This is a genomic window from Providencia heimbachae ATCC 35613 (genome assembly GCF_001655055.1).
GTDB classification, from domain to species: Bacteria; Pseudomonadota; Gammaproteobacteria; order Enterobacterales; family Enterobacteriaceae; genus Providencia; species Providencia heimbachae.
This window is the reverse complement of record NZ_LXEW01000016.1, coordinates 131,820-157,638: the sequence shown is the minus strand read 5'-3', so window position 1 is coordinate 157,638 and position 25,819 is coordinate 131,820. Positions and strand designations below refer to the sequence as shown.

Genomic DNA, 25,819 nt, shown 5'->3' with positions numbered 1-25,819 from the left:
GAGTTAATCGAAAGCATCCTTTGAGTACTGACTCAGTCGGAAAGCTATACCACGATAAGCTGGTTGCAGGTTCGACCCAAAGGGTAAGCCTGAAAGGCTTAAATCCCGCACGGCCCACCATCTAAAAGACTCCCAAAGTTAATCGAAAGCATCCTTTGAGTACTGACTCAGTCGGAAAGCTGTACCACGATAAGCTGGTTGCAGGTTTGACCCAAAGGGTAAGCCTGAAAGGCTTAAATCCCGCACGGCGCACCATCTAAAAGACTCCCCAGAGTTAATCGAAAGCATCCTTAAGTATTAATTCGATAAGCTAGCTAAACAATAACAGCACTCCTTTGCCATCATATTTACGCCATTACTAAGCGCTAAGCACCCTCAGCAATCAATCCATTATCTTTCAAAATGCCCGTAACCAGTTCTTGCATTTGGCTACCCACATTTTGTTTGTCGTCATAACCTAATAATAAAGACAGCTCTGTTGTCGCTTCTAAAAAGCATGACATCAAACAGTGTAGGGATAACGCCGCTTTTTGCGCAGTACTACAATCAAAAATAGTCTCAAGGGCATCAATAAAATGTTCAGGCATCCATTCATGGTATTTACAGCCGTTATACCAGACATTTTTTTTCGCATGGCTTTTCAGCGAAACAAGAAGTTCGATGGATGATAAAAAAAACTGCTTCATATCTGCGCTTCTAGACCAAGCAACCCACAATTCATCTCGGGCTAATGCGATAGAAACTTGGTGTGCTTCAAACCAAAAATCAGAAAGCAGATCTGTAAATTGCGTTTCGTTAGGAACTTTGGGCAATAGTGAGTTGGGATTAACCGTGCTGGCTAAGTTGTCAGTGATACCACTTTTATCAAGTAATACAACAAAGCCACGTGAAAAGGTACTGTCTAAGCCTTCACGTTTCATTTTTTGTAAACGCTCAGGTTCAGCAAACGTGAAGTCAACTTTTCGACCTTGCTCATAAATAACTAAACAAGTGGGCCAGTCAGGCTCATGTTCTTCTAGATTGCGTAAATGTAATGCAATAAGAGAGTGACCAAAATGGTTTACCCATTTTTTATCATTAAAAAGCTCACTGGCTCCATAACCAATTAATTCAATATCGACATCTGAATAGCGATCAATATGCTGATCTCTTCCTCTTGAACCGGTTAGGATTACTGCTTCAATTCTAGGATCGAGGAGTGAAATAGATATTATTTTATTTATTAACGATGCAGGTGATTCCATATATAACCTATATATCCGGCATACTTCAAGCCGCGGGGATTGTTGACTACGCTCAGTTATCCGGATCATCGAGTTTAATTATATTTATATTGACCGGGTTATCTTCGCTTGTTGCCTACCTATATCTTGAATTATTTTGAGTATAAACATGATAGGAATCGACACGATACCGATAAAATTGATGAAAAGCGAAGAAACTAACGTAAACAGCGTGAAATGACATTCACACCACACAAAAGTTGTCATGCCCACGCTAAAATGGTGGAGACTTATTAAGCAAACTGAGGTATCGTGTTTAGTATATAAAACAAAATAATCGGCATTAAGTGATTTTTAAGCTATTTTAGTTATAAAATCGTTTTATGCTAAACAGAGGGAAGTAATGAGCGAGTTTATCGACTTTGATCAGTCAGTTTACCCATTCCCGGTTAAACCTGCATTATTAAGCTCGGATAAGAAAGCATTTTATCGTGAGCGTATCAAATCGTTACTGATCGAAAAAAATGCGGTTATCGTAGCGCATTATTACACAGATTCTGAAATTCAAGCTCTCGCAGAAGAGACCGGGGGCTGCGTTGCAGATTCTTTAGAAATGGCGCGTTTTGGTGCTCGCCATCCAGCCTCTACCTTACTTGTTGCTGGTGTACGTTTTATGGGGGAGACAGCAAAAATACTCAGCCCAGAAAAAAATGTCCTCATGCCAACCCTAGATGCCCAATGCTCCCTCGATATTGGCTGTCCCGAAGAGGAATTCTCACGCTTTTGTGATGAACACCCTGACAGAACCGTCGTTGTTTATGCAAACACCTCAGCGGCGGTTAAAGCGCGTGCTGATTGGGTTGTAACTTCAAGTATTGCCGTTGAGCTCATTGAACACCTTGATAGTTTAGGTGAAAAAATTATTTGGGCACCGGATCGCCATTTAGGGCGCTATGTACAAAAGCAAACTGGAGCCGATATCTTGTGCTGGCAAGGTGCTTGCATTGTTCATGATGAATTTAAAACGCAGTCATTGGAAAAGATGAAAGCTTTGTATCCAGAGGCCGCTGTATTAGTTCATCCTGAATCACCACAGGCTATCGTTGATTTAGCGGATGCCGTGGGTTCAACCAGTCAATTGATTAAAGCGGCTCAAACACTACCCAACCCATCAATGATTGTAGCGACAGATAAAGGTATTTTTTATAAGATGCAGCAAGCCTGTCCTGAAAAGTCCTTATATATAGCCCCTACGGCAGGAGAAGGCGCGACATGTCGAACATGCGCTCATTGCCCTTGGATGGCAATGAATGGTTTACAGGCAATAGCAGAAGCCCTTGAAGGCAATGCTGAACATCATCAAATTCATGTTAGCGAACAATTACGGAAAAAAGCCCTCTTACCATTAAATAAAATGTTAGATTTTGCAGAGAGTCTAAAATAATAAGTAATTTATATACATACCCAAAATAATTTGAGTTGCAAGTAGGTGACAAACGAAGATAGTCGGGGAATATCAATAAACTCTGTGACTAATTTAGCTGGGTGTCGCGTCAGTAACTTGAAGAATGATGGGTATACTGTGAAGAGCAATGACTATACAACCCACTTATATAGGACTTTGAGATGGACTTTTTCAGTACAGCCAATACATTAGTACAGATCCCGTTATGGGACTCCGTCTATGATTTATCATATATTGAAGCGGTTGGAACAATTGCGGGTTTATTGTGTATTTTCCTCGCAAGCTTAGAAAAAACGATTAACTACCTATTTGGTTTGATTAACGTCACGTTATTTGCGGTAATTTTCTTTCAAATTCAGTTGTATGCGAACTTACTTTTACAGGTTTTTTTCTTTGCTGCGAATATCTATGGCTGGTACGCATGGAGTCGTGTGACAAGTTCTCAACAAGCTGAATTAAAAATTCGCTGGCTAAGTATGCCAAAGGCACTCGCTACGTTAGTTATTTCAGTGATAGTGATCGCTTACCTCACCTTTAACATTGATACTGTTTTTGGTGCATTAGCGACTTGGGCTGTTGAGTTCTTGAATATGTTTGGTGCTAACTTAACAATGCCGGCGATTGAACCGGATGCATTCCCATTCTGGGATTCAACCATGACCGTGTTGTCGGTGGTTGCCATGGTACTGATGACACGTAAATACGTTGAAAACTGGCTATTATGGGTGGTGATCAACGTTATTAGCATTGTGATTTTCTTTATTCAAGGCGTTTATGCGATGTCTTTGGAATATTTAATTCTGTTAGGTATCGCGTTAAATGGTTCGCGGTTGTGGATTAAATCAGCGAAAGAGAATGGTTCAGTACCCATGGTTCGTGAGTAGTGATTACAGCGCTAACTCAAGAACTAAGGAATATTAAGTAACGAAATCGCATTTAAGTATAAAAAAACAACATAAAACGGCTAAAGCAACATTCTCGTTGTTTAGCCGTTTTTTCTTTTTTTTACTCTGTTATAGGCGTAATAAGCTTATCAATTGTGCTAAATATTACTGTTTGACCTCATTTTATAATCAGAAGCGTAATAATGAGGTGTTACATCGTGCGCTTGACTGTTTACAGAAGCCGGCTGAACGGTTAGATTAAAATTTCGATGCTTAAAAGGCATGCAAATCAACCACAGTTAAAATAATAAACATTGGATACACGGGTATGAATTATCAGAACGATGACGTCAGAATAAAACAGATAAAAGAATTGTTACCACCTATTGCTCTGCTTGAAAAATTTCCAGCAACCGATAAAGCTGCGTTCACCGTTCATGAAGCACGCCTAGCCATCCATAATATTTTAGCGGGTAAAGATGACCGCTTAGTGGTTGTGATTGGTCCTTGCTCTATTCATGATACCAAAGCGGCTTTAGAGTATGCCGAACGCTTGAATAAGTTACGTGACGAACTAAAAGGCACACTTGAAATTGTAATGCGTGTTTATTTTGAAAAACCACGTACTACCGTGGGTTGGAAAGGCTTAATTAACGATCCTCGCATGGATCATAGCTTTGATATTAACGAAGGTTTACGTATTGCGCGTGAATTATTGTTAACCATTAACGATCAAGGTTTACCGACTGCAGGCGAGTTTTTGGATGTGATTAGCCCACAATATGTTGCAGATTTGATGAGTTGGGGAGCCATTGGTGCTCGAACAACTGAATCACAAATTCACCGTGAGCTAGCGTCAGGGCTTTCTTGTCCTGTTGGCTTTAAAAATGGTACCGATGGTACGATCAAAATTGCGATTGATGCGATTAATTCTGCGCGCTCTGCACATTGTTTCTTATCCGTCACTAAGTGGGGCCACTCTGCCATTGTTAATACAGGTGGAAACCCAGATTGCCATATTATTTTACGTGGCGGTAAAGAGCCGAATTATAGTGCAGAACATGTGAAAGCCGTTCGTGAAGGCTTAGTCGCCGCAGGGTTAGTGCCAAGCATTATGATCGACTTTAGTCATGCAAACAGTTGCAAAAAATTTGAAAAACAGATGGAAGTTGCGACGGATGTTAGTCAGCAAGTGAGTCTAGGTGACCGCTCAATTACCGGGATCATGATTGAAAGCAACCTTGTTGAAGGGAGTCAAAATCTAGAGTCAGACGACCCTTTGGTTTACGGGAAAAGCGTAACAGATGCTTGTATTGGTTGGAATGATACCGAAAAAGTATTGCGCCAATTATCTGACGCGGTGATTGCTCGTCGTAATAAATAAATTTTAAAGACTATACTCTATACTTCGAAAGCCAATTCTTTAATAGAATTGGCTTTATTTTAATTTAACTAAAAATTGCTTTGGTGATGTTATTTTTTAATATGATTTTTTGCTTTTTTATATAAAAATTAAATTTGTTTTTTATACATTATTTTACTATTGTTTGTTTAGTGCGGTTGAATATATCTGTTTTATATTGACGCATTATTTAAAAATGGAATTTAATATGGAGAATAATATATGGAAAGTTATAATTTAAAAAAATCTAATCAATTGAATTATACTATTAGTTTAATGTTTGAGTCTCAAGATATTAGAGAAAATATAAATAACAATTATAGAAACTTCAAGTTTTATAGTAGAGAGTTATCTCGTTATGAAAATAAATTTAATGAAATTATTTTAGATGTGACTAAATGTCAAAATGAATTATCTAGTAACGATGTTATAGTTCTAAATGAATATATTGATTCTCATAAAGAATACTCAGGAAAAATGATCAAATCAATTGATAAGTACAACTCATTTTCTGATGATATTGAATCATATATTGAAAATCCAGATGAAAGATCAGAAATCTTATCTGAAGTTCTTAAGAAAGGAAAAGAATTAAGCAATAATTTTGTTCAACCTCCTAGAATAAGCAGTGGACTATCTTCTGTGATAAAAAATCTTAACCCTCAAATGCGTACTTTATTTGAAAGTCTTCAAAAATCGACATTAAATATTCATGCTAAAAATTCAAGTATGAGATGGTCTGTTAATAATTTAAATATATTAATTGAGGAGTTTGAAATAGAAGGTAAATATCATGGTGCTGACCATGTTGAAATTATGAAGTCATTTAAAGAGCATATTAAAAATAGTCAGGATTATATTGATTCACAAAAAAATATATTGTTAGAAGATGGTCTGACTAAAAAAGAAGTTGCTTACATTAAATCGAATATTCTCAATGCTCAAAGAAATATAAATTCATACATAGAACGAATCGAACTTAGAGATGAAGTTTTCAAACAACATGGTATTACTAATGGCGATGATATAAATATATCTCCTCTTATTAATGCCTCTATTCATGATACCTTCGATAGTTTGACGGTTTCTATTGCAGGTTTTAATATTATTGATACTCATTCAAGTCAGATTATGGGTGTTGATTCCTCGATTTTATTTAATTCAGTAAGCTTTATTCCAGAAATACAAGCGCAGTAAATTAAATTTACCTCTGCCTACGAACATATGGGCAGAGGTATTTAATATACAGTTAATCTATTTATTCACTTTATTGAGCAATGCTTCAAGCTTAGTGTGATCTTCAGCAGTCAAATTGACCGGATTAGCCGATAACTGAAGGGTATTTTCCTCTGTTTTTACGTCAAAAATCACTTTCCCTTTTTCACGGTCTACATAACTAACGTCTGCGAGTGGAATACGGTAGCAATAGGCGAAAATACTTGGGCGAATATAAAAGTAGTTATCTTTGGTTGCAAGATAAACACTATTACTTGCCTTTTTACCAAAAATTCCAAGGAAAATAGTAAGGACAAATAGGAACATACCAAGGCTTTGACTTAAAATAATCAGGGCAACACTGGTTACCCCTAATACAGCAATAATGATGGAGTTTTTACGTTTGTTAAAGGGAACACTGACATCAAAATCGATATTAATCGTCGTATCAAAAGCCGTTAATTGGTGATAACGCCAACGAATAGCTGAAAAAATCATCCCCATGGTAAATACGATTGTAATCGGCATAAGCGCTAGGCTACTGATGATAGCAATCGCGATAGAAAGCCTTGGCTTGTAGCTCATTATCACCATACTGATCAATTGCACAGGAAAGCTCACACAAGCGATAATCATTAAGGTTTTCATTAAATCGGCATTAGGTGCGCCATTCGACCCATCAATAACGAGTTCGCCGGTTTGGAGCAAATAAAGCAGTGAACCTAAAATACTGACATTCAGTACCAGTCCAACCCAAACATAAAGATTAAATTTGTTCATTACTTTGTTTTATAACCTTTCAAATAATTTTCTCTATGATAGTCGGTTATTCATTTTTTCGACACTAGGATGTCAATATATTAATATTCAAAAAATATGAATAACTTAAGCAATATTTTTATATTTGGTTATTTTTACCTAAGTGATATGGTAACGTCTTGTGATTATAACTTATATGGATAATATTACTAATGAATAAATATATCGTGATATCGATTGGACTTGCATTATCTGGCATTAATAGTGTTTCTTTAGCGTCAACAAGTGATGAAGGATATTATGGCGCAGCAAGGATTATGAAAGTGTGGCAAAAAGCCGATAGCATGGATACGAGTAGCCGTCCTGGGATTGGACAATTTGTGTCTGGCAATGATAAAGAAAATTTTTACAATGGTGCTATCGCAGCGGGTTACCAATACGGTAACGGTTGGAGAACAGAAGCGGAATACACTTTTAAGAAAAAAGCGGAATATACCAGTGGTTCTTCAATGTTCCCAACAAGCTTAAATCATCATAAAACAGATACCCAACGTTTAATGCTGAATGCTTATCGTGACTATGAAGTTTATCAAGGGGTGTCATTATATGGTACGGTTGGTTTAGGGATTGCAAAAGTGAAATCGTCCGGTTGGCAGGGAAATGCTTCTCGCCAGTATGGCAGTAACACTGATACCAATTTGGCTTACTCCGTAGGTGCAGGTATCAGTTATGAGCCTATTGATAAACTGAATTTTGATCTAGGTTATCGCTATATCGATTTAGGTAAAATTGAAAGCGGTATGAATAATTTCGATAATATTAGAAAGCATCAGGATGAGCAAATGAAGGCGCATCTTAAATCGCAAGAAGTCATGTTCGGTGTAAGATATTTATTCTAATATTTTGAATAAAATTAAATACTCATTGGTTTAATGTCATAAAAAAGGGTTGAGCCATTAGCTCAACCCTTTCTTCATCAAATAAGCCCGTAATTACTTAGCTTTACCTTGGTTTGCTACCGCAGCTTGTTTTGCTGCGATTTCGTCTTGGTTGCCCAAATAGTAGCGTTTGATAGGTTTCATGTTCTCATCAAACTCATAAACCATTGGAACAGCTGTTGGAATGTTCAGGTTCAAAATTTCTTCTTCGCCCATATTATCCAAGTACTTAACTAATGCACGCAGTGAGTTGCCGTGAGCCGCGATGATAACTTTCTCGCCATTGGCAACGCGCGGTTTGATGATTTCTTCCCAATATGGCACAACACGGTCGATAGTGGTTGCTAAACTTTCGGTGACAGGCAGTTCACTGTCAGACAGTTTTGCATAACGTGGATCGTGACCTGGGTAACGTTCATCATCTTTGGTTAAATCTGGTGGGGTGATGGCAAAACCACGACGCCATAATTTAACTTGTTCGTCACCGTATTTAGCTGCGGTTTCTGATTTATCTAGACCTTGTAGCGCACCGTAATGGCGCTCATTTAGTTTCCAGCTTTTTTCAACTGGCAACCATTGTTGCTCCACTTGATCAAGGATGCTCCAAAGAGTATGGATGGCACGTTTAAGCACAGAGGTATAAGCAAAATCAAAAACAAAACCTTCATCTTTTAGCAGTTGGCCTGCAATTTTTGCTTCTTCGCGACCTTTATCTGACAGATCAACATCAGTCCAGCCAGTGAAGCGGTTTTCATTATTCCAAGTGCTCTCACCGTGTCTTACCAAAACCAGTTTAGTTACAGCCATAGCTAAAACTCCTATCAGTACATTCAAATTAGAAATTAATCGTTGCTGACTTACATTATAGGGATAGTCGACTCGAACGCTAGTGACAACTTACGTTTTACCCAAACCAAATCAAAAAATAGATTATCAGTGATATTTCTAGATAAAAATTTCACCAAGTCGGGGGTAAAACAGCGTTCAGAGTGTTACTTTTTTATCCAGCCATCATTTTTACTGGGTAGGTGAAAAATAATAGATGGATTAAATTTAACCCGAAGTGAATCGATACAGCAAGCCATAATTTACCACTCCACAACCACGTTAGGCCATAAATCACCCCGGCGAGGGTGGCAAAAAGGATTAATAAGGGACCTCCAGCGAAATGTAATCCACCAAATAATAGTGAGCTGAGTATCAGTGCTAGGTAAGGGGATCTAAGCCATAAAGTTAAACGTTGTTGCAAATATCCGCGAAATAAAGCCTCTTCAGCGAGAGCAACAAAAAAAAGGTTACAAATTACAAATGCAGGTAACCACGTTGGAAAGTGGGCTTCAAAACCAAGGCCACCTGCAAGGGCTGCGATAATAAGTAATAGGGGAACAGAAACAATGAGTAGTGCCCATTGGGTCGAGGTTGCCGTTTTGACTGGTTGAGTTGAAAATAATGTGGGTAAGCAGGCCAATAAAATAAAGGGAATGAGTGCTTTATCGAAATTTAAGTACATAGTGAACGGCGAACTTTGTGGACCGACGAACACTTTGTCGAGGTATCTTTCGTTATTAAATCCGGGAAATAGATGAATAAATAAGCCAATGGCGCAAGCCACTAGCATGATTTCGCTCATCACTTTAATGGTTAAATTTGATGAAAAGCGCACTCGAATAGCGCCTAACAAGATAATAAAAGCCAATAATACGATAGCTTGCCAGCCCAATATGCCGCTAAAAAAGGCCATTCCAATAGCCAGTAAAAGTAACAGTGCTGAAATTAACCGATGCGTTGCTAGAGTCGCAAGGGAAGTGGCTAATATTAACCAAGCCATAAAGAATACCTATTTAAATGTTCAAGTTATTAAGAATGGCAAAGTGTAATGATATTTATTCTCTTTTCGACGTGTGAATAACAAAAAAATAATCATGTTATAAAAAATAACTTAAAAAACAAATTATTATGCGTTTCATTTCTTTGTTTTAGTTATTAATCAATAGATTAAAATAGCCGATATATTACTCATTGAATTTATCGGCACGATCTTAAGGCTTATTTTTATTTAAAGGATCTCGATATTATAGCGATATTTCCCATGATCAGGCACAAATGTTAGCCTGTGGGTGATACAGGTTGGCGCATCTTCTTGGTGATGAGTGACAAATAGAAGCTGAGTTGTACCTTGGCTGAGCATGACATCAATAAAGCGTAAAACTAACAATCGGTTAAGACCATCTAGCCCTTGCAGTGGTTCATCTAAAATAAGCATTGCAGGGTGTTTAACTAACGCACGTGCAATTAACACTAAACGTTGCTGCCCCCAAGATAAGCGATGAAAAGGTTGTTGAGCGGTTTGTGATGGAAAACCGAGCAACGCTAGCCATTCACGGGCTAATTGAATTTGTCGGTCTGATGGCGTTTGGTATAAACCAATGGAGTCATGAAAACCGGAGATAATCACATTAATGACGCTAGTCGATACTCTATATTCTTGGTGGATACTGTTGCTAACATAGCCGATATGGCGCTTGATATCCCAGATGGTTTCACCACTGCCTCTGCGGCGGCCAAATAGGGTTAAATCATTGCTGTAACCTTGTGGATGATCACCGGTAATCAGGCTAAGTAGGGTTGATTTTCCTGCACCATTCTCACCGATAATTTGCCAATGTTCGTTTGCGTTGACTTGCCAATTTAAGCCATGGAGGATGGGCTTATCATTGTAGCTAATGACTCCATTTCTTAAAATAATTCTTGGGGTATTATCATCCAGCAGTTTTTCCGTTGAAGGGTCTTCCATTTGAGGAATGGAAAGCTGTTTGATTTTCTCACTGTGCTGTAATTGGTTAATCAAGGTGTTAGCAAGTACTGACTCTCTATTTCCCGCAAGTGTTAATTTGCAATCCGCCACAACGCCCATATTGTTGATGAAATCAGGTAGTTCATCAAAACGATTAAGGATGATAATAAGGGTTAACCCTTTTTCAGATAAGCTGGATAGTAATTCACTTAGATTGCTTCTTGAATAAACATCGAGACCATCAAAGGGTTCATCAAGCACTAACAGATCCGGCTGCGCCATTAATATCTGACATAACAGGACTTTGCGGGTTTCTCCTGTGGAAAGGTATTTAAAACGTCGAGAAAGTAGGTCACTAATACCAAACTTAGCCGCAAGCTCTAGGCAATATTCATTATCTTTATGGTTTAACTGAATGATTTCAGCAGCGGTATAGCCAGTATCTTCTTCATCTTCACTCAGTAAATCTGTGTTGTTACGTTGCCATTCTTCGTTGATAATTTTTTGTAATTGTTCAAAAGAGAGGCGAATAGGGGCGTTAAAGGTATTCTCGGCAATACCTGAGAGCGAATGGAGTTCTCCCGAGAGAACACGTGCAAGGGATGATTTTCCACTACCATTAGCACCAATAAATGCCCAACTTTCGCCTTTGTTAATTTCTAATTCGGCGATATTAAGGGTTTGGGTATCACTGAGCTTAAAGCTGGCATGTTGTATTTTTATTGAGCTCATTAAGCTTCCTTATCATTATTATTGACCTTGTCTTCTACCACAAATAATCAGGATTGAAGATAAAGTCAACAATTTGGCGATGTTGGATGCGAAAAAAGGTGAATGCTTACTTACTTTGCGGATATGTAAGCATTTAAAAATGATTAACAAAGTGTGGCAATAATCACTTGGTCTGCATTAAACAATGCGGTGACTTTATCGTTAATGCGTAACGTTTGTTCATCGACTTCACTATTGGTTAAGGTAGAGCACAAGGTTTCGCCACCTGTAAGCGTAATGATTACCTCGCTGTTATCCTTACCGCGTTCTAATGCGGTAATTTTGCCACCAAGATGGTTATCAAATTCGGCTGGTTTGGGCTGCTGCTTAGTGAGTTTTACCCAAGGGGCTTTGATCAGCGCGAGAACCTCTTTACCTTCGCTTAGATTTAAGCGGTTTGCGCTTTGTTCCGTTAATGCTGCGTTGATAACGGTATGGTTATCCGCTAAACGAATTTGTACGTGTTGTTGCACGTGGGTATGGTCACGCGCAATGAGCGTACCAAAAAATTGATTTCGCGCACTGGTCTGTAATGAAAACCGTGAAATAGCGGCAAGGAGGCTGTCCAGGGGAAGCTTATCATCCTTTAATACATCAAAGGCTTTTTGCTGTATTTGAGCAAGTAAATCATAAAGTTGAAGTAGTCTTTCACCGTAAGCCGTCAGTGTTGTACCGCCACCCCCTTTACCTCCAGTGGCTCTATCGACTAGAATATCATCAGTGAGTTGATTCATCTCATTGATGGCATCCCAAGCGCTTTTATAGCTAATACCGGCAAGTTTAGCCCCTTGGCTAATTGAACCCGTTGCTTTGATTTGTTTTAATAGTGCAATTCGGCGAGGGTCTGCAAATAAACTCCCCTGTAACTTTAATGTCAGTAAAATTTCTGCCTGCATCAATTAACCCCTCCTGTCGGGTTGACGACAATAGACGTAAAAAGCACGTTTAGTATGTCTCTAGTATCATATTTTGTCTAAAATAGTATGCATTATAACGCGATTATGCGTTATTATTTTGATTCAACTTAATTTCCCTCGTCAGCGTATCAGAAGGCTGGGTGGGCACAGTATCACTGAAGAGGCTTTTAATGTTAGAACTTCTAAAAAGTTTAGGCTTTGCCTTAATGATGGTTCCTGTGGTGATGTTTTTGATTATGGGGCTAATTTATGGTCTCGGCGCTTTTTTCAACCTGTTGTCAAAAGCCCACGTTCCACATCATCACAATACTGAAAACAAATAACGCATAGCGCGTTTTGTTGTTTATCAATTATTGCCCCCTGAATACGCGAGTGTTCAGGGGGCAAATTTGTTTTATACCCTTCAAAAATAACTAAAGCTGCGGATATTAAGGTCGATAAAATAAAGAGTTTAGTGTTGAATGAAGAGTCATATTCGTTACGACCTATTCGTTATTAGACCTATTTGATATTCTCCTTTTTTCGTTTTTATTAGGCAAATTGCCTCATTTATTGCGCTAGCACACTTTTATTTATAGTTTGGCTTTAAGTTATCGCTATGTCCTGATATATATAACGCATTATTTAATACAACGGTGAATAAAATGAAAAAAGGTTTGGTATCACTACTTGCAGGCGCTACGTTAACATTAACGATGGCAAGTCACAGTTTTGCCGCTGAGAAAATCACGATATTTGCGGCAGCATCACTGACTAACGCACTGAATGAGATTTCAGCACAGTATAAAAAAGAGACGAATGTTGAAGTTGTTGCCTCTTATGCCTCATCATCAACACTGGCTCGCCAAATTGAACAAGGTGCGCCAGCAAACATGTTTATTTCAGCGGATCAACAATGGATGGACTTCGCCATTGATAAAAACCTCATGGTGGATAATACTCGTTATACCCTGTTAGGAAACGAGTTAGTCTTGATTGCGCCAAAAGATTCGACTATTGATAAAGTTGAAATTAATAAGCAAACAGATTGGAAAAAATTGCTCGATGGCGGTCGTTTAGCCGTTGGTGACCCTGACCATGTTCCTGTAGGGATTTATGCGAAAGAAGCCTTAGCTAATTTAGGCGCGTGGGATACGGTAAACCCTTTGTTGGCGAGAACGAATAATGTGCGCAGTGGTATGGCGCTAGTTGAGCGCCAAGAAGCCCCTTTAGGGATTGTTTACGGTTCGGATGCCGTTGCCAGCCAAAAAGTGAAAGTGGTGGGTATTTTTCCTGCGGATTCACATAAGCCCGTTGAATACCCAATGGCAATCGTCAAAGATCAGGATAATAAAGCCACTCGTGACTACTATGAATATTTGAAAACTCCGGCGGCTTCTGAAGTGTTCAAACGTTTTGGTTTCACCCCTCGTTAATTAATCATCATTGAGAGAAATTAGCCTTGCCGATGTTAAGTGCTTATGAATGGGAAGCGATTTATTTGAGTTTGAAAGTATCCAGTGTGGCGGTGGCATTTAGCTTACCACTGGGTATCTTAGTGGCTTGGATATTGGTCCGCTGCAATTTTCCCGGAAAGACATTACTTGATAGCATTATCCATCTACCATTGGTATTGCCACCAGTGGTAGTGGGGTATTTATTGTTGATCAGTATGGGAAAACGCGGCTTTATTGGTGAATGGCTGTATAACTGGTTTGGTTTTAGCTTCACTTTTAGTTGGCGTGGTGCTGCATTAGCTTCGGCGGTGGTGGCTTTTCCATTGATGGTTCGAGCGATCCGCTTGGCCCTCGAAGCGGTAGACAGAAAGCTTGAGCAAGCCGCGAGAACCCTCGGGGCAACACCGCTATGGGTATTCTTTACTATTACTATTCCGCTTTCATTGCCGGGCATTATTGTCGGCACCGTACTGGCGTTTGCTCGTTCATTGGGTGAATTCGGTGCCACGATCACTTTTGTTTCTAATATTCCGGGTGAAACACAAACTATTCCACTGGCCATGTATACCTTGATTGAAACGCCGGGCGCTGAAGTTGATGCTGCGCGTTTATGTATTATCGCTATTGTATTAGCATTGATTTCATTACTAATATCAGAGTGGCTGACCCGTTGGGGCAAAAAGCGTTTGGGAGTAGCCTGATATGTTAGAACTCGACTTTTCCCAAAAATTGGGCGATTTACAGCTGGAAGTTAAAACGCAACTCCCGACAGAAAGTATTACTGCGGTATTTGGTCTATCAGGTGCAGGAAAAACCTCATTAATTAATGTAATTGGTGGGTTAACTAAGCCAAACAAAGGACGAATTGTGCTTAATGGCCGTACGCTGGTGGATATCGAGAAACGCATTTGCTTGCCCCCTGAAAAACGTCATATTGGCTATGTCTTTCAAGATGCGCGTTTATTTCCGCACTATCGTGTCAAAGGTAATTTGCGCTATGGTATGGCGCCCGAAATGAAAGATCGCTTTGATGATATTGTTGGATTGTTGGGTATTGAAAAATTACTTAATCGCTTTCCTATAACCTTATCAGGTGGCGAAAAGCAGCGGGTTGCGATAGGCCGTGCTTTATTAACAGGTCCTGAAATCTTATTAATGGATGAGCCATTAGCGTCACTGGATTTACCGCGTAAACGCGAATTATTACCTTATTTAGAAAAACTGTCGCAAGACGTTAAAATACCGATTTTATATGTCAGTCATAGCCTTGATGAAATATTGCGATTAGCGGATAAAGTTATCGTAATGGCGGAAGGAAAGGTGAAAGCGTTTGGTGCGCTGGAGGATGTGTGGGCTAGCAGTGCGCTACGCCCATGGCTGCAACAAGAGACGCTCAGTAGCGTTCTCAGTGTGATTGTTCACAGCCAACACCCTGATTATGCCATGACAGCGGTGATGGTGGGAGGGCAAAAATTATGGATCCCAAGAGTCAATTCTCCGCAAGGGGCAGAGGTTCGTTTACGTATTGATGCCTCAGATGTCTCGTTGGTATTAGAAAAGCCACAAATTAGCAGTATTCGTAATATTCTATCCGCAGAAGTGATTGAGTGGATTGAAGATGGCGAGCAAATAGATGTGAAGCTGGATTTAGGCGATGAGCATTATTTGTGGGCGAGGATCACACGCTGGGCACGGGATGAGCTTTCTATTCGGAAGGGGCGGCGGGTTTTTGCGCAGGTTAAGTCGGTGTCTCTTTCCCGATCCTTATAGTGACTCGTTGTTCTTTGCACCACAGAGTTGTTGACTTCATTAACTAGCCCTAGCGTAATTATTTCGGAGATAATCGAAGTTAGATGAGTTATTCAAATAGCTTTGGGGAAAATTAGTGAAGTCAGCGTAAAAAACACAAAAAAAAGGAAAGCCGAGCTTTCCTTTTATGGGCAACAATATAGAGTTACAGAACGTATTTACGAATAACTTCGGCGATGCCGGGCTCGGTATTGATGCGAGTGACGAGGGCGGCTTGCTGTTTGATTTCGTCAACGGCATTGCCCATGGCCACGCCAAGACCAGCGGTGGTGAGCATGCTTAAATCATTGAAGTTATCACCGAAAGCGACAACATCTTTCATTGTCATCCCTTGGGATTCTACCCACTCTTTTAAGCGTTGCCCTTTACTATTGCCTTTGCGGCCGACATCTACTTGATCGACCCATGACCATTCGCAATCTAAATCCAGATCGGTTTCGATTTCATGGATCACTTGGTTAAGCTGATCAAGATCAGGAGAGCTAACGGCAAACTTCCAAATTGAATCATAGTCATGCATGACATGTGAATAATCTTCAACAAATTCAATGGTTGGGCGTTGTGCTACAGGTAACGATTCTGACCAATTCAATGTACGTTTGATGCTTTCAGTCTGTGCGTTGTACAGCATTGCATTATCAACGTACATCAAATGCTGAATATCTGAACCCCGTAATTTATCAATCATACTGGTCACAGAATCTAAGGTCATTGGGTTAGATTTTAATACTTTTTTACCCAAATAATCATAGAGATAAGTCCCGTTACAACAAATTGCAGGGGTATCAAGATCCAACGCCTGATAAAAAGGGTGAATGGCGACATGGTGACGGCCTGTCACGATGATCACTTTCACGCCTTGGCGGCGAGCTTCATTTAAGACAGCAAGGGATTCGGGCAGAATTTTCTTTTGATGATCAAGCAGTGTTCCATCGAGATCGAGCGCAATAACGCGGTATGACATAAACGGCTCCACGTGATTTTAGAGGTTGCCTATATTACTGATATTGTGAATATAGGAGGAAGAATTTTAAGTACGTTTTATCATCATAACGGTAACTGAAGCGTTTTAGTATCATTATTATTTTAGTTGTTATGATTCAATCTACAGTGCTGCGGGTTTCATTCAATCCTTAAAAATGTTTCATTTTTCGACGACATGCATCTTAAATTATTTTGTGTATAGTAAACGATTATATTGCAGGTTATCAGTATTATAGATTAACAGTGCGCTGAAGCACTTCTAGGAGTCAAGATGGATCAGGTTGTTTATATTGCGAGTCCCGAAAGCCAGCAAATTCATGTGTGGTCGATGAACCAAGCCGGCGAGTTTACCCTTATTCAAACAGTTAGCACTCCGGGTCAAGTGCAACCCATGGTACTAAGCCATGATAAAAAACACCTTTATATTGGTGTGCGCCCCAATTTTAGGGTAGTGACTTATCAGATTGAAGCTAAAGGTACATTACGCCAAAAAGCAGAAACTTCAGTGCCAGGAACCCCTGTTCATTTGTCATTAGATAACAGCGGTAAATATCTGTTTGTCCCCTCTTATCATCAAGGAAATCTGGCGGTATTACCGATTAACGGCGATGGTATTCCAATGTCACCGATTCAAGTGATTGAAGGGTTGCATAATCCGCATTCATCTCATGTTGATGCTGATAATCAGCAATTGTGGGTACCGTGTTTGGGTGAAGATCATATCCGTTTATTTGATTTGGATAAAAACGGTTATTTAACCGAAGCGACAGCCGATCAAATTACCACGGCAGTTAAATCAGGGCCTCGCCATTTAGCTTTCCATCCTCGCGAAAAAATAATTTATTGCCTTAATGAGTTGGATTCAACCATTAATGTGTACCATAAATTTACCCGTTATCGCGAAATGCAAAATATCGCGATATATCCAGAAGGTAATCAGAGCCCTCGCTGGGCGGCAGATATTCATGTGACGCCAGATGGTCGCCACCTGTATGCCAGCGAACGTTCAGACAGTTATATTAGCCACTATTTGATATCGGATGATGGTAAAACATTGACGCTGGAAAACCGCTATCCAACCGAAATGCATCCACGAGGTTTTAATATTGACGGAACTGGACGCTTTTTGATCTCAAGTGGGCAGAAGTCAGATCATATTGCGGTATCGGAGATAGATGTAATTACCGGTAAGTTGACGCAAATAGGTAGGTATTTGGTCGGCAGTGGGCCTATGTGGGTCTTGGTTTTGTAATCTCCGTCATATTTCACGCTACAGGGGTGTTGGCTGCGCTCAGCTACCCGAGTCACATACTAGTGTATGCTCCCCGGGATACCTTTGCTTGCCGCCTACCTGTAGCATGAACTATTTAGGAGATTTTCTTATTATAAAAATAATAAAAATAATAAAAATAATAAAAATAAATTAATTTAAAACCATTCTCATCGCACTGGTAATTTTACTCAGTTGCTCTGGGGTAATGATATAAGGCGGCATCACATAGATAAGTTTGCCGAATGGGCGGATCCACACGCCGGCTTCCACAAAGACTTTTTGTAATGCTGCTGTGTTCACGGGTTGCTTCATCTCAATCACACCAATAGCGCCAAGCACACGCACATCCTGTACGCTGGAATAGCTTGCTAGTGGCATAAGTTCTGCCATTAATTGTTGTTCAATATTAGCAATGGTTTGTTGCCAAGGGCTATCCAATAACAGCTTTAGACTGGCGTTAGCGACGGCGCAAGCCAGTGGATTTCCCATAAATGTTGGGCCATGCATAAAGCAACCCGCATCCCCATTACTGATGGTTTCGGCGACATGGCGTGTGGTGATAGTAGCCGATAACGTCATATATCCTCCCGTTAAGGCTTTGCCTAAACACATGATATCAGGAGATATATCGGCGTGATGGCAAGCAAATAACTTTCCTGTACGCCCAAAGCCTGTGGCAATTTCATCAGCGATTAATAATATGCCGTATTGGTCGCATAAAATACGGACACCTTTTAAATATTCGGGATGATAAAAACGCATTCCTCCTGCACCTTGGACGATAGGTTCGAGGATAATCGCCGCAATTTCACGGTGGTTTTTTGCTAATTGCTGTTCAAGTGGCGCTAAATCCCTTTGATCCCATTCATCGTAAAAACCGCATTGTGGTGCATCAACAAAAATATGTGGAGGAAGGTAGCCTTTGTATAAACCATGCATGGAATTATCAGGGTCGCAAACTGCCATCGCACCGAACGTATCTCCATGATATCCATGACGTAAGGTCAAAATTCGCTGGCGTTTTTCCCCTTTCGCTTGCCAATATTGCAGCGCCATTTTCAAGGCAACTTCAACAGCAACAGAGCCTGAATCGGCTAAAAACACACACTCAAGGGGCTCGGGGGTGATAGTAACCAATTTTCTACACAGGCTGATTGCTGGAGGATGAGTGATCCCGCCAAACATCACATGTGACATTTGATTAATTTGGTCAATTGCCGCTTGGTTAAGTACGGAGTGATTGCAACCATGAATGGTTGCCCACCACGAAGACATGCCATCCACCAGCTTTTTACCATTAGCCATAATCAGCTCAGCACCTTGTGCCGCAACGATAGGGTAAGCCGGAATAGGTTGGCTCATTGATGTGTAGGGATGCCAAATATGTTTAGCATCAAACTCGATATCACTGCGGTCCATTAAGGGTTTCATACGGCCTATTCGTCAACTTTATTTTATTAATTTAGTTGACATGATAATCGCAATATTTAAACTGGCAACAACTTTTTAAACTGGAGAGTTTCCGTGAGTCAATTAAAACAGTGGACAATAAAACAAGCTAATGAACTGTTTTCAATGCCGTTTTTTGAATTGTTATTCCAAGCACAGCAAATTCATCGTCAATATTTTGACCCACAACAAGTTCAAGTCAGCACCTTGCTTTCGATTAAAACCGGTGCATGTCCTGAAGATTGTAAATACTGCGCACAGAGTGCCCGCTATAAAACAGGGTTAGAAACTGAACGTTTAATGGAAATTGAACAAGTGCTTGAATCAGCAAAGAAAGCCAAGCAGGCAGGTTCGACCCGTTTTTGTATGGGGGCGGCATGGCGTAACCCAAAAGAACGCGATATGCCTTATCTTGAAATGATGGTCAAAGAAGTTAAATCTCTTGGAATGGAAACCTGCATGACTCTTGGCATGATTGATAATGCACAAGCTCAGCGGCTAGCCGAGGCAGGACTGGATTATTACAATCATAATCTAGATACCTCTCCTGAATATTACGGCAGTATTATTACCACTCGAACCTATCAAGATCGCCTTGATACATTGGAGAATGTGCGCGGTGCCGGCATGAAAGTGTGTTCTGGTGGGATTTTAGGCCTTGGTGAGAACGTGAGTGATCGCGCGGCATTATTGGTACAACTGGCTAATTTACCTAAGCCACCTGAAAGTGTGCCAATTAACATGTTGATGAAAGTGGAAGGCACACCGATGGCAGATAACGAAGATGTCGATGCCTTTGATTTTATTCGTACGATTGCTGTTGCTCGCATCATGATGCCCGCTTCTTATGTCAGGCTTTCTGCTGGGCGTGAATACATGAATGAACAAACTCAAGCACTATGCTTTATGGCAGGAGCTAACTCAGTATTCTATGGCTGCAAATTACTGACGACGCCAAACCCTGATGAAAACAAAGATTTAGCTTTATTTAGAAAATTAGATATCAACCCAGAACGTATCCACATTACTGAAGGTGATAACCAACAAGCGGCACAAATAGCAGAAACACTGTTAACCGCTGATAACCCACAGTTTTACAACGCGGCTGTATGATGGGTTGGAATACATTTATAGAAACGCAGTTGCAGCAACGAAAGCAAGTCTCCGCATGGCGTGAACGACAATGTGTAGATAGTGCGAATGCTCGGGAGCTAAGTTATCAGGGGAAGAGCTATTTAAATTTTTCATCCAATGATTATTTAGGGCTCAGTCAGCACAAAGATATTATCGCCGCGTGGCAACAAGGGGCGGCTGAATACGGAGTGGGTAGTGGTGGTTCTGGCCATATTACAGGTTATACCAAAGCACATCATCATCTTGAAAAACAATTAGCCGAGTGGCTAGGGTATTCAAAAGCCTTGCTGTTTATTTCAGGTTTTGCCGCTAATCATGCCGTCATCTCTGCACTTATGACGAAAAACGATCGTATATTTGCCGATAAACTCAGCCATGCCTCTATTTTAGAGGCGTCGATGCAATCAGGCGCACAATTACGGCGCTTTAGCCATAACAGCACCGATACTTTACAGGCGCTTATTTCTGCTTCCTCTTCATCGGCGAAAACTTTGGTGATCACTGAAGGCATTTTCAGTATGGATGGCGATAGTGCACCGCTTGATGAGTTGCAACAGATTGCAACTCATCAGGGGGCATGGTTGATGGTGGATGATGCTCACGGAATGGGTGTTAGGGGGGCACAAGGCCGTGGCAGCTGTGATGTTTATGGCATTAAACCGGAAATTTTAATTGTGACGTTCGGCAAAGCGTTTGGTTTAAGTGGTGCTGCGGTATTGTGTGATGATAAAACCGCTGACTTTTTTGTTCAGGCGGCACGTCATCTTATTTATAGTACTTCAATGCCACCCGCTCAGGCCGTAGCGTTATCTGAAGCTGTAAAACAAATTCAATATGCCGATGCTGCAAGAGCGCAGCTTAATCACAATATTGAATACTTCAAAAATAATCTTAATCTGCCCGATATGCCGTTATTACCTTCAATGACCGCCATTCAACCTTTGGTGGTTGGTGATAATGATAAAAGCTTACAACTGGCTCGATATCTTCGAAACAAAGGCCTTTGGGTTCAAGGGATAAGACCGCCAACAGTACCTCGAGGTAGCGCGCGATTACGCATAACGCTCAGTGCCGTACATCAGCAAAACGATATTGACCGGTTATTAGAGGGGCTGCATGACTTTGCTTGTGAATAGTGAAAAGCGCTTATGCCATGAAAAGCAGCAAATCGCCTCTGCATTTGGCCGTGCAGCAATGCGCTACGATTCGCTTGCCCATTATCAACAAAATAGCGGTAGGCAATTATTATCTCAACTCACCGCTGAGTTAGCAAAGCAAGGGCAAACCTCCCCGAGAAAAATTTTAGATGCGGGTTGTGGTACTGGCTTTTTTAGCCAAAGAATGAAAGCGCAAGGAAATGAGGTTACTGCCCTCGATTTATCTGATGGGATGTTAGATATCGCCAAACAGAAAAATGCAGCGACCCATTATTTATGCGCCGATATGGAAGTGCTACCGTTCGGTGATGAAGCGTTTGATGTGGTGTTTTCTAATTTGGCTATCCAATGGTGCCGAGATTTTAATCCTGCCTTGGAGGAGCTTTATCGTGTCACAAAACGTGGCGGAATCGTTGCGTTTACTACACTGGCCGAAAATTCATTAGGTGAATTATCCCAAGCCTGGGAAATGCTTGATAGTCATTCTCATGTTAATTCATTTTTAAGTTACCAAGGAATTATCGATAATTGCTCTGCATGGCGTACTCAATTAGCTCTACAGCAAGATACGCTTTATTTTGCCAATATTTATGATTTATTAAACTCACTAAAAGGAATTGGCGCAACACATTTAACCGCGGGGCGTAAAGCAGGGTTAATGACCCGGCAACGTTTACAGCAGCTTGATTCTGTATACCCAGCCACAGAGCAAGGCTTACCTTTAACTTATCACACTGTTTTTGGGCTTATTTATCGTGACTAAAACTTATTTTGTAACGGGAACAGATACCGAGGTAGGAAAAACGTTCGCCAGTTGCGCTTTGCTACAAGCAGCGAACTTACAAGGTTTAACCACTGCGGGATATAAGCCCGTGGCTTCAGGAAGTGAAATGACAACGCAAGGGTTACGAAATCATGATGCGTTGCTGTTACAAGCCAATAGTTCTATTCCACTCTCTTATGAGTTAGTTAACCCTATTGTTTTTGAAGCGCCTACTTCACCACACATCATCAGTGAGAAAATGGGTAAACCCATCAAATTTTCACAGATGACAGAAGGTTTAATGCAACTACAATCCCAAGCGGAATGGGTTTTAGTCGAGGGGGCTGGGGGTTGGTATACCCCATTATCCGTTGAAAAAACCTATGCGGATTGGGTGATTGAACAGCAATTGCCGGTTATTTTGGTTGTTGGCATCAAATTAGGCTGTATTAACCATGCTTTATTGACGGCAGATGCCATTGTGGCATCAGGCTTGTCGTTAGTTGGGTGGATTGCTAATGAGGTAGAACCTGCGGGCTTTTATCAAGTAGAGTATCTTTCAACACTTAATCGGATGATTAAAGCCCCTTGTTTAGGGATCATCCCTCATCAAGATAAAAATCTTGAAATGAAACTTGGGCAGTATATTAACCTCTCGCTGTTGTAGCAAAATCTGAGTAAATTCAATATAAATACAATAAGATCCTCTACATACAAAACGTGCAGAGGGTCGATATATTATTGTTATTTTTAATCACTATTTTTAACGTTCTTAACCTATTTACTGTCAAGTTTCTTAGGTTAAATACTCATGAATATTCGTTAAAACACATAAAATATCTTTTTTATATCCAATTTAGTGCGAAAATTTTTTTAGCTAATTGTCATCTTACTGTCATTTAATTAAGGTTTAACAAATTTTAAGACTACCTCTAAAGCATGAGCCTAAAGGGTTCCAAGAGTTATCCACCATTTCTGTGGATAACCCTGTGCATTACCGTCAAAAAACTATTCTTACGCTAGACAGCAAGCGGTTTTGTCTTTATTTGATGTCATTCTGGACGTTAAGATAATATTATTTAAATTCAACGAATTAAATAAAATCAAGGCTTAGATTTGTATTTGCGACAAAGCCATAAAAAGCGATAGCATAAAATATCTGGTTTATAAAAGGTCAAGCGTTATTTTGGGGATAACATTTTTTTTGACATATTTAAAGTGTTTTAGAGAGAAATTTTATCTCAGGACTTGAAGCTGGTTTTTTATCCAGTATCATACTGGGAAGAATAAGTTGAGAGGCGTTGATAATGAGTAAGAGTTTTAAGCTGTATTCTGATTTTCAGCCGGCAGGCGATCAGCCTGAAGCAATCAGTAAGTTGTGTGAAGGGCTAGAAGATGGACTTGCTCATCAAACGTTATTGGGGGTAACGGGTTCAGGTAAAACCTTTACTATCGCCAATGTGATTGCAAAAGAAAACCGACCGACCATGCTAATGGCGCATAACAAAACATTGGCGGCTCAGCTCTATAGCGAAATGAAAGGTTTCTTTCCCGATAATGCGGTTGAATACTTTGTTTCTTACTATGACTACTATCAGCCTGAAGCTTATGTCCCGAGCTCTGATACCTTTATCGAAAAAGACGCCTCTGTAAACGAACACATAGAACAAATGCGCTTATCTGCGACCAAGGCCCTACTTGAACGTCGTGACGTGATTGTGGTGGCTTCTGTCTCGGCTATTTACGGTTTGGGCGACCCTAATAGCTATTTAAAAATGATGTTGCATTTATCGGACGGTATGATCATTGATCAGCGTTCCATTTTAAGACGGCTAGCCGATCTGCAATATAGCCGAAACGATCAGGCCTTTACGCGAGGTACATTCCGAGTTCGTGGTGAAGTGATCGACATTTTCCCTGCGGAGTCTGATGAATATGCCTTACGCATCGAGTTATTTGATGAAGAAGTCGAAAGACTTTCACTATTTGACCCGCTGACAGGGCAAATTCAGCATCGCGTTCCACGCTTTACGGTTTACCCTAAAACGCACTATGTAACACCGAGAGAACGTATTCTTGAGGCGATGGAACATATCAAGGTTGAGCTTGTTGAACGGCGCAAAGTGTTACTCGAAAACCATAAATTAGTGGAAGAGCAAAGAGTTGCTCAGCGTACTCAGTTTGATTTAGAAATGATGAATGAGCTCGGTTATTGTTCAGGCATTGAAAACTATTCACGCTACCTATCGGGGCGGGCTCCGGGCGAGCCACCACCAACATTATTTGATTACTTGCCTTCTGATGGCTTGCTGGTGGTTGATGAATCTCATGCAACTATTCCGCAAATTGGCGCGATGTATAAAGGCGACCGGTCACGCAAAGAGACACTGGTTGAGTATGGTTTTCGTTTACCCTCAGCCCTTGATAACCGGCCAATGCGTTTTGAGGAATTTGAAGCCCTAGCACCCCAAACGATTTACGTGTCAGCAACCCCTGGAAATTACGAGCTTGATAAATCAGGTAATGAAGTCATTGAACAAGTGGTTCGACCGACCGGCTTACTCGATCCCATTATCGAAGTACGTCCAGTTAAGACACAAGTTGATGATTTATTATCTGAAATAAGAATTCGAGTCGAAAAAAATGAGCGGGTGTTAGTCACCACGTTAACCAAACGCATGGCGGAAGATTTAACCGAATATCTTGAAGAGCATGGGGAACGTGTTCGTTATCTTCACTCTGATATTGAAACGGTTGAACGTGTTGAAATTATTCGTGATTTACGTCTTGGTGAGTTTGATGTTCTCGTTGGAATTAACTTGTTAAGAGAAGGGCTCGACATGCCTGAAGTTTCTCTGGTTGCGATCCTTGATGCAGATAAAGAAGGCTTCCTGCGTTCTGAGCGTTCGCTTATTCAGACAATAGGGCGTGCAGCGCGAAATCTGAATGGTAGAGCGATCCTGTATGGGGATCGGATCACCAAATCAATGGCGAAAGCCATTGCCGAAACGGAACGTCGCCGGGCTAAGCAGATCGAATTTAACGAACAGCATGGGATCATACCTCAAGGCTTAAATAAGAAAGTGGGTGATATCCTCCAAATTGGCCATAAGGTCGGTGGTAAAGGTAAACGCAGCAAAGATAGCATCAAACAGGATGTGATCGCGGATGCACAATCAATGACAACAAAAGAGTTGGAAAAGCGCATTTCACAGCTTGAAGCGCAGATGTATAAGCATGCACAAGATCTTGAATTTGAGGCGGCTGCTCGATTGAGGGATGACCTACAAACATTGAGAAATCAATTTATTGCTAACTCTTAATGAGGCTAACGGTAAAATTAATCACCGTTGAGAGGCTCTTGCTTAGTTTACTAAGCGACGAACCTCTCGCCTCGCCAAAAAGGTCTTTATTCGAATAAAAATTGACCTTCAACGATCAACAGG

Annotated in this window: 23 protein-coding genes; 15 read left to right on the top strand and 8 right to left on the bottom strand. The window is 40.5% G+C overall.

Annotated elements, in window-relative coordinates; translation table 11 throughout:
• Window positions 1–365: 365 nt before the first annotated feature.
• Window positions 366–1,244 carry an aminoglycoside 6-adenylyltransferase gene (locus M998_RS05550; RefSeq protein WP_068907974.1) on the bottom strand — a complete coding sequence of 293 codons (879 nt, stop codon included), beginning with the start codon at window positions 1,242–1,244 and terminating at the stop codon, window positions 366–368.
• Between the two features lie 382 nt (window positions 1,245–1,626).
• Between M998_RS05550 and nadA the strand changes: the two genes are divergently transcribed.
• The 4 genes from nadA (at window position 1,627) to M998_RS05530 (ending at window position 6,171) form a co-directional block, all read left to right on the top strand.
• Window positions 1,627–2,667 (top strand): quinolinate synthase NadA, encoded by a 1,041-nt coding sequence (nadA, locus tag M998_RS05545; protein WP_068907973.1) that lies wholly within the window; start codon window positions 1,627–1,629, stop codon window positions 2,665–2,667.
• Window positions 2,668–2,849: 182 nt separating this feature from the next.
• A complete protein-coding gene (pnuC, locus tag M998_RS05540; protein ID WP_068907971.1) occupies window positions 2,850–3,572 on the top strand; it encodes a nicotinamide riboside transporter PnuC in 723 nt (240 codons plus the stop codon).
• Window positions 3,573–3,900: 328 nt separating this feature from the next.
• Window positions 3,901–4,956, top strand: a complete 1,056-nt coding sequence (gene aroG, locus M998_RS05535; RefSeq protein WP_068907970.1) for a 3-deoxy-7-phosphoheptulonate synthase AroG — start codon at window positions 3,901–3,903, stop codon at window positions 4,954–4,956.
• A 240-nt stretch (window positions 4,957–5,196) separates the two neighbouring features.
• On the top strand, window positions 5,197–6,171 hold the full coding sequence (locus M998_RS05530) for a hypothetical protein (protein ID WP_068907968.1): 975 nt from the start codon (window positions 5,197–5,199) through the stop codon (window positions 6,169–6,171).
• 57 nt (window positions 6,172–6,228) lie between these two features.
• Here M998_RS05530 and M998_RS05525 read toward each other — a convergent pair whose 3' ends face one another.
• Entirely contained in the window at window positions 6,229–6,969 is a 741-nt protein-coding gene (locus tag M998_RS05525) for a hypothetical protein (protein WP_068441777.1), read from the bottom strand.
• A 191-nt stretch (window positions 6,970–7,160) separates the two neighbouring features.
• On the opposite strand from M998_RS05525, the gene M998_RS05520 reads away from it, so the two are divergent.
• Window positions 7,161–7,847 carry an outer membrane protein gene (locus M998_RS05520; RefSeq protein WP_068441780.1) on the top strand — a complete coding sequence of 229 codons (687 nt, stop codon included), beginning with the start codon at window positions 7,161–7,163 and terminating at the stop codon, window positions 7,845–7,847.
• A gap of 93 nt (window positions 7,848–7,940) precedes the next feature.
• On the opposite strand, the gene gpmA is transcribed toward M998_RS05520, so the two are convergent.
• The 4 genes from gpmA to modE all read right to left on the bottom strand — a co-directional run bounded on the left by gpmA (window position 7,941) and on the right by modE (window position 12,347).
• Window positions 7,941–8,693: a 2,3-diphosphoglycerate-dependent phosphoglycerate mutase gene (gene gpmA, locus M998_RS05515; protein WP_068441782.1), complete on the bottom strand. Its 753-nt coding sequence runs from the start codon at window positions 8,691–8,693 to the stop codon at window positions 7,941–7,943.
• Window positions 8,694–8,886: 193 nt separating this feature from the next.
• Window positions 8,887–9,714: a CPBP family intramembrane glutamic endopeptidase gene (locus M998_RS05510; protein WP_068907967.1), complete on the bottom strand. Its 828-nt coding sequence runs from the start codon at window positions 9,712–9,714 to the stop codon at window positions 8,887–8,889.
• Window positions 9,715–9,942: 228 nt separating this feature from the next.
• Complete coding sequence (modF, locus tag M998_RS05505) at window positions 9,943–11,412, bottom strand: molybdate ABC transporter ATP-binding protein ModF (protein WP_068907965.1); 1,470 nt, start codon at window positions 11,410–11,412, stop codon at window positions 9,943–9,945.
• A gap of 143 nt (window positions 11,413–11,555) precedes the next feature.
• Window positions 11,556–12,347, bottom strand: a complete 792-nt coding sequence (modE, locus tag M998_RS05500; protein WP_068907963.1) for a molybdenum-dependent transcriptional regulator — start codon at window positions 12,345–12,347, stop codon at window positions 11,556–11,558.
• 191 nt (window positions 12,348–12,538) lie between these two features.
• On the opposite strand from modE, the gene M998_RS19260 reads away from it, so the two are divergent.
• The 4 genes from M998_RS19260 to modC all read left to right on the top strand — a co-directional run bounded on the left by M998_RS19260 (window position 12,539) and on the right by modC (window position 15,574).
• On the top strand, window positions 12,539–12,691 hold the full coding sequence (locus tag M998_RS19260) for an AcrZ family multidrug efflux pump-associated protein (RefSeq protein ID WP_073890112.1): 153 nt from the start codon (window positions 12,539–12,541) through the stop codon (window positions 12,689–12,691).
• 321 nt (window positions 12,692–13,012) lie between these two features.
• Window positions 13,013–13,783 (top strand): molybdate ABC transporter substrate-binding protein, encoded by a 771-nt coding sequence (gene modA, locus M998_RS05495; RefSeq protein ID WP_068441793.1) that lies wholly within the window; start codon window positions 13,013–13,015, stop codon window positions 13,781–13,783.
• A 32-nt stretch (window positions 13,784–13,815) separates the two neighbouring features.
• On the top strand, window positions 13,816–14,505 hold the full coding sequence (gene modB, locus M998_RS05490) for a molybdate ABC transporter permease subunit (protein ID WP_068441796.1): 690 nt from the start codon (window positions 13,816–13,818) through the stop codon (window positions 14,503–14,505).
• A 1-nt stretch (window position 14,506) separates the two neighbouring features.
• Complete coding sequence (gene modC / locus M998_RS05485; protein ID WP_068441799.1) at window positions 14,507–15,574, top strand: molybdenum ABC transporter ATP-binding protein ModC; 1,068 nt, start codon at window positions 14,507–14,509, stop codon at window positions 15,572–15,574.
• Between the two features lie 184 nt (window positions 15,575–15,758).
• Here the strand turns inward: modC and M998_RS05480 are convergent, their stop codons facing one another.
• A complete protein-coding gene (locus tag M998_RS05480; protein ID WP_068907961.1) occupies window positions 15,759–16,577 on the bottom strand; it encodes a pyridoxal phosphatase in 819 nt (272 codons plus the stop codon).
• A 291-nt stretch (window positions 16,578–16,868) separates the two neighbouring features.
• Here M998_RS05480 and pgl point away from each other — a divergent pair, with 291 nt between their 5' ends.
• Window positions 16,869–17,849: a 6-phosphogluconolactonase gene (pgl, locus tag M998_RS05475; protein ID WP_068907959.1), complete on the top strand. Its 981-nt coding sequence runs from the start codon at window positions 16,869–16,871 to the stop codon at window positions 17,847–17,849.
• Between the two features lie 171 nt (window positions 17,850–18,020).
• On the opposite strand, the gene bioA is transcribed toward pgl, so the two are convergent.
• On the bottom strand, window positions 18,021–19,289 hold the full coding sequence (gene bioA / locus M998_RS05470; RefSeq protein ID WP_068907958.1) for an adenosylmethionine--8-amino-7-oxononanoate transaminase: 1,269 nt from the start codon (window positions 19,287–19,289) through the stop codon (window positions 18,021–18,023).
• Between the two features lie 105 nt (window positions 19,290–19,394).
• Between bioA and bioB the strand changes: the two genes are divergently transcribed.
• The 5 genes from bioB (at window position 19,395) to uvrB (ending at window position 25,696) form a co-directional block, all read left to right on the top strand.
• Window positions 19,395–20,432, top strand: coding sequence for a biotin synthase BioB (gene bioB, locus M998_RS05465; RefSeq protein ID WP_068441810.1), 1,038 nt, complete (start codon window positions 19,395–19,397; stop codon window positions 20,430–20,432).
• Window positions 20,432–21,589, top strand: coding sequence for an 8-amino-7-oxononanoate synthase (gene bioF, locus M998_RS05460; RefSeq protein ID WP_068907956.1), 1,158 nt, complete (start codon window positions 20,432–20,434; stop codon window positions 21,587–21,589). The genes bioB and bioF overlap by 1 nt, the downstream gene beginning before the upstream one ends.
• The gene (gene bioC, locus M998_RS05455; protein ID WP_073890116.1) at window positions 21,570–22,373 is read left to right on the top strand and encodes a malonyl-ACP O-methyltransferase BioC; all 804 of its coding nucleotides are present in this window, start codon (window positions 21,570–21,572) and stop codon (window positions 22,371–22,373) included. Before bioF ends, bioC begins: the two co-directional genes overlap by 20 nt.
• Window positions 22,366–23,040 (top strand): dethiobiotin synthase, encoded by a 675-nt coding sequence (bioD, locus tag M998_RS05450; protein WP_068441815.1) that lies wholly within the window; start codon window positions 22,366–22,368, stop codon window positions 23,038–23,040. The genes bioC and bioD overlap by 8 nt, the downstream gene beginning before the upstream one ends.
• A 640-nt stretch (window positions 23,041–23,680) precedes the next feature.
• Window positions 23,681–25,696, top strand: coding sequence for an excinuclease ABC subunit UvrB (gene uvrB / locus M998_RS05445; RefSeq protein ID WP_068907954.1), 2,016 nt, complete (start codon window positions 23,681–23,683; stop codon window positions 25,694–25,696).
• The last annotated feature ends 123 nt before the right edge of the window (window positions 25,697–25,819 follow it).

Bases quoted from the DNA above. Each gene is read 5' to 3' on its own strand.
- bioA (WP_068907958.1), bottom strand. From the start codon at position 19,289: ATGGACCGCAGTGATATCGAGTTTGATGCTAAACATATTTGGCATCCC.
- M998_RS05525 (WP_068441777.1), bottom strand. From the start codon at position 6,969: ATGAACAAATTTAATCTTTATGTTTGGGTTGGACTGGTACTGAATGTC.
- modB (WP_068441796.1), top strand. From the start codon at position 13,816: ATGTTAAGTGCTTATGAATGGGAAGCGATTTATTTGAGTTTGAAAGTA.
- bioF (WP_068907956.1), top strand. From the start codon at position 20,432: ATGGGTTGGAATACATTTATAGAAACGCAGTTGCAGCAACGAAAGCAA.
- M998_RS05550 (WP_068907974.1), bottom strand. From the start codon at position 1,244: ATGGAATCACCTGCATCGTTAATAAATAAAATAATATCTATTTCACTC.
- M998_RS19260 (WP_073890112.1), top strand. From the start codon at position 12,539: ATGTTAGAACTTCTAAAAAGTTTAGGCTTTGCCTTAATGATGGTTCCT.
- gpmA (WP_068441782.1), bottom strand. From the start codon at position 8,693: ATGGCTGTAACTAAACTGGTTTTGGTAAGACACGGTGAGAGCACTTGG.
- pgl (WP_068907959.1), top strand. From the start codon at position 16,869: ATGGATCAGGTTGTTTATATTGCGAGTCCCGAAAGCCAGCAAATTCAT.
- M998_RS05530 (WP_068907968.1), top strand. From the start codon at position 5,197: ATGGAAAGTTATAATTTAAAAAAATCTAATCAATTGAATTATACTATT.
- M998_RS05520 (WP_068441780.1), top strand. From the start codon at position 7,161: ATGAATAAATATATCGTGATATCGATTGGACTTGCATTATCTGGCATT.
- modE (WP_068907963.1), bottom strand. From the start codon at position 12,347: ATGCAGGCAGAAATTTTACTGACATTAAAGTTACAGGGGAGTTTATTT.
- modC (WP_068441799.1), top strand. From the start codon at position 14,507: ATGTTAGAACTCGACTTTTCCCAAAAATTGGGCGATTTACAGCTGGAA.
- modF (WP_068907965.1), bottom strand. From the start codon at position 11,412: ATGAGCTCAATAAAAATACAACATGCCAGCTTTAAGCTCAGTGATACC.
- bioC (WP_073890116.1), top strand. From the start codon at position 21,570: ATGACTTTGCTTGTGAATAGTGAAAAGCGCTTATGCCATGAAAAGCAG.
- uvrB (WP_068907954.1), top strand. From the start codon at position 23,681: ATGAGTAAGAGTTTTAAGCTGTATTCTGATTTTCAGCCGGCAGGCGAT.
- pnuC (WP_068907971.1), top strand. From the start codon at position 2,850: ATGGACTTTTTCAGTACAGCCAATACATTAGTACAGATCCCGTTATGG.
- aroG (WP_068907970.1), top strand. From the start codon at position 3,901: ATGAATTATCAGAACGATGACGTCAGAATAAAACAGATAAAAGAATTG.
- nadA (WP_068907973.1), top strand. From the start codon at position 1,627: ATGAGCGAGTTTATCGACTTTGATCAGTCAGTTTACCCATTCCCGGTT.
- M998_RS05480 (WP_068907961.1), bottom strand. From the start codon at position 16,577: ATGTCATACCGCGTTATTGCGCTCGATCTCGATGGAACACTGCTTGAT.
- modA (WP_068441793.1), top strand. From the start codon at position 13,013: ATGAAAAAAGGTTTGGTATCACTACTTGCAGGCGCTACGTTAACATTA.
- M998_RS05510 (WP_068907967.1), bottom strand. From the start codon at position 9,714: ATGGCTTGGTTAATATTAGCCACTTCCCTTGCGACTCTAGCAACGCAT.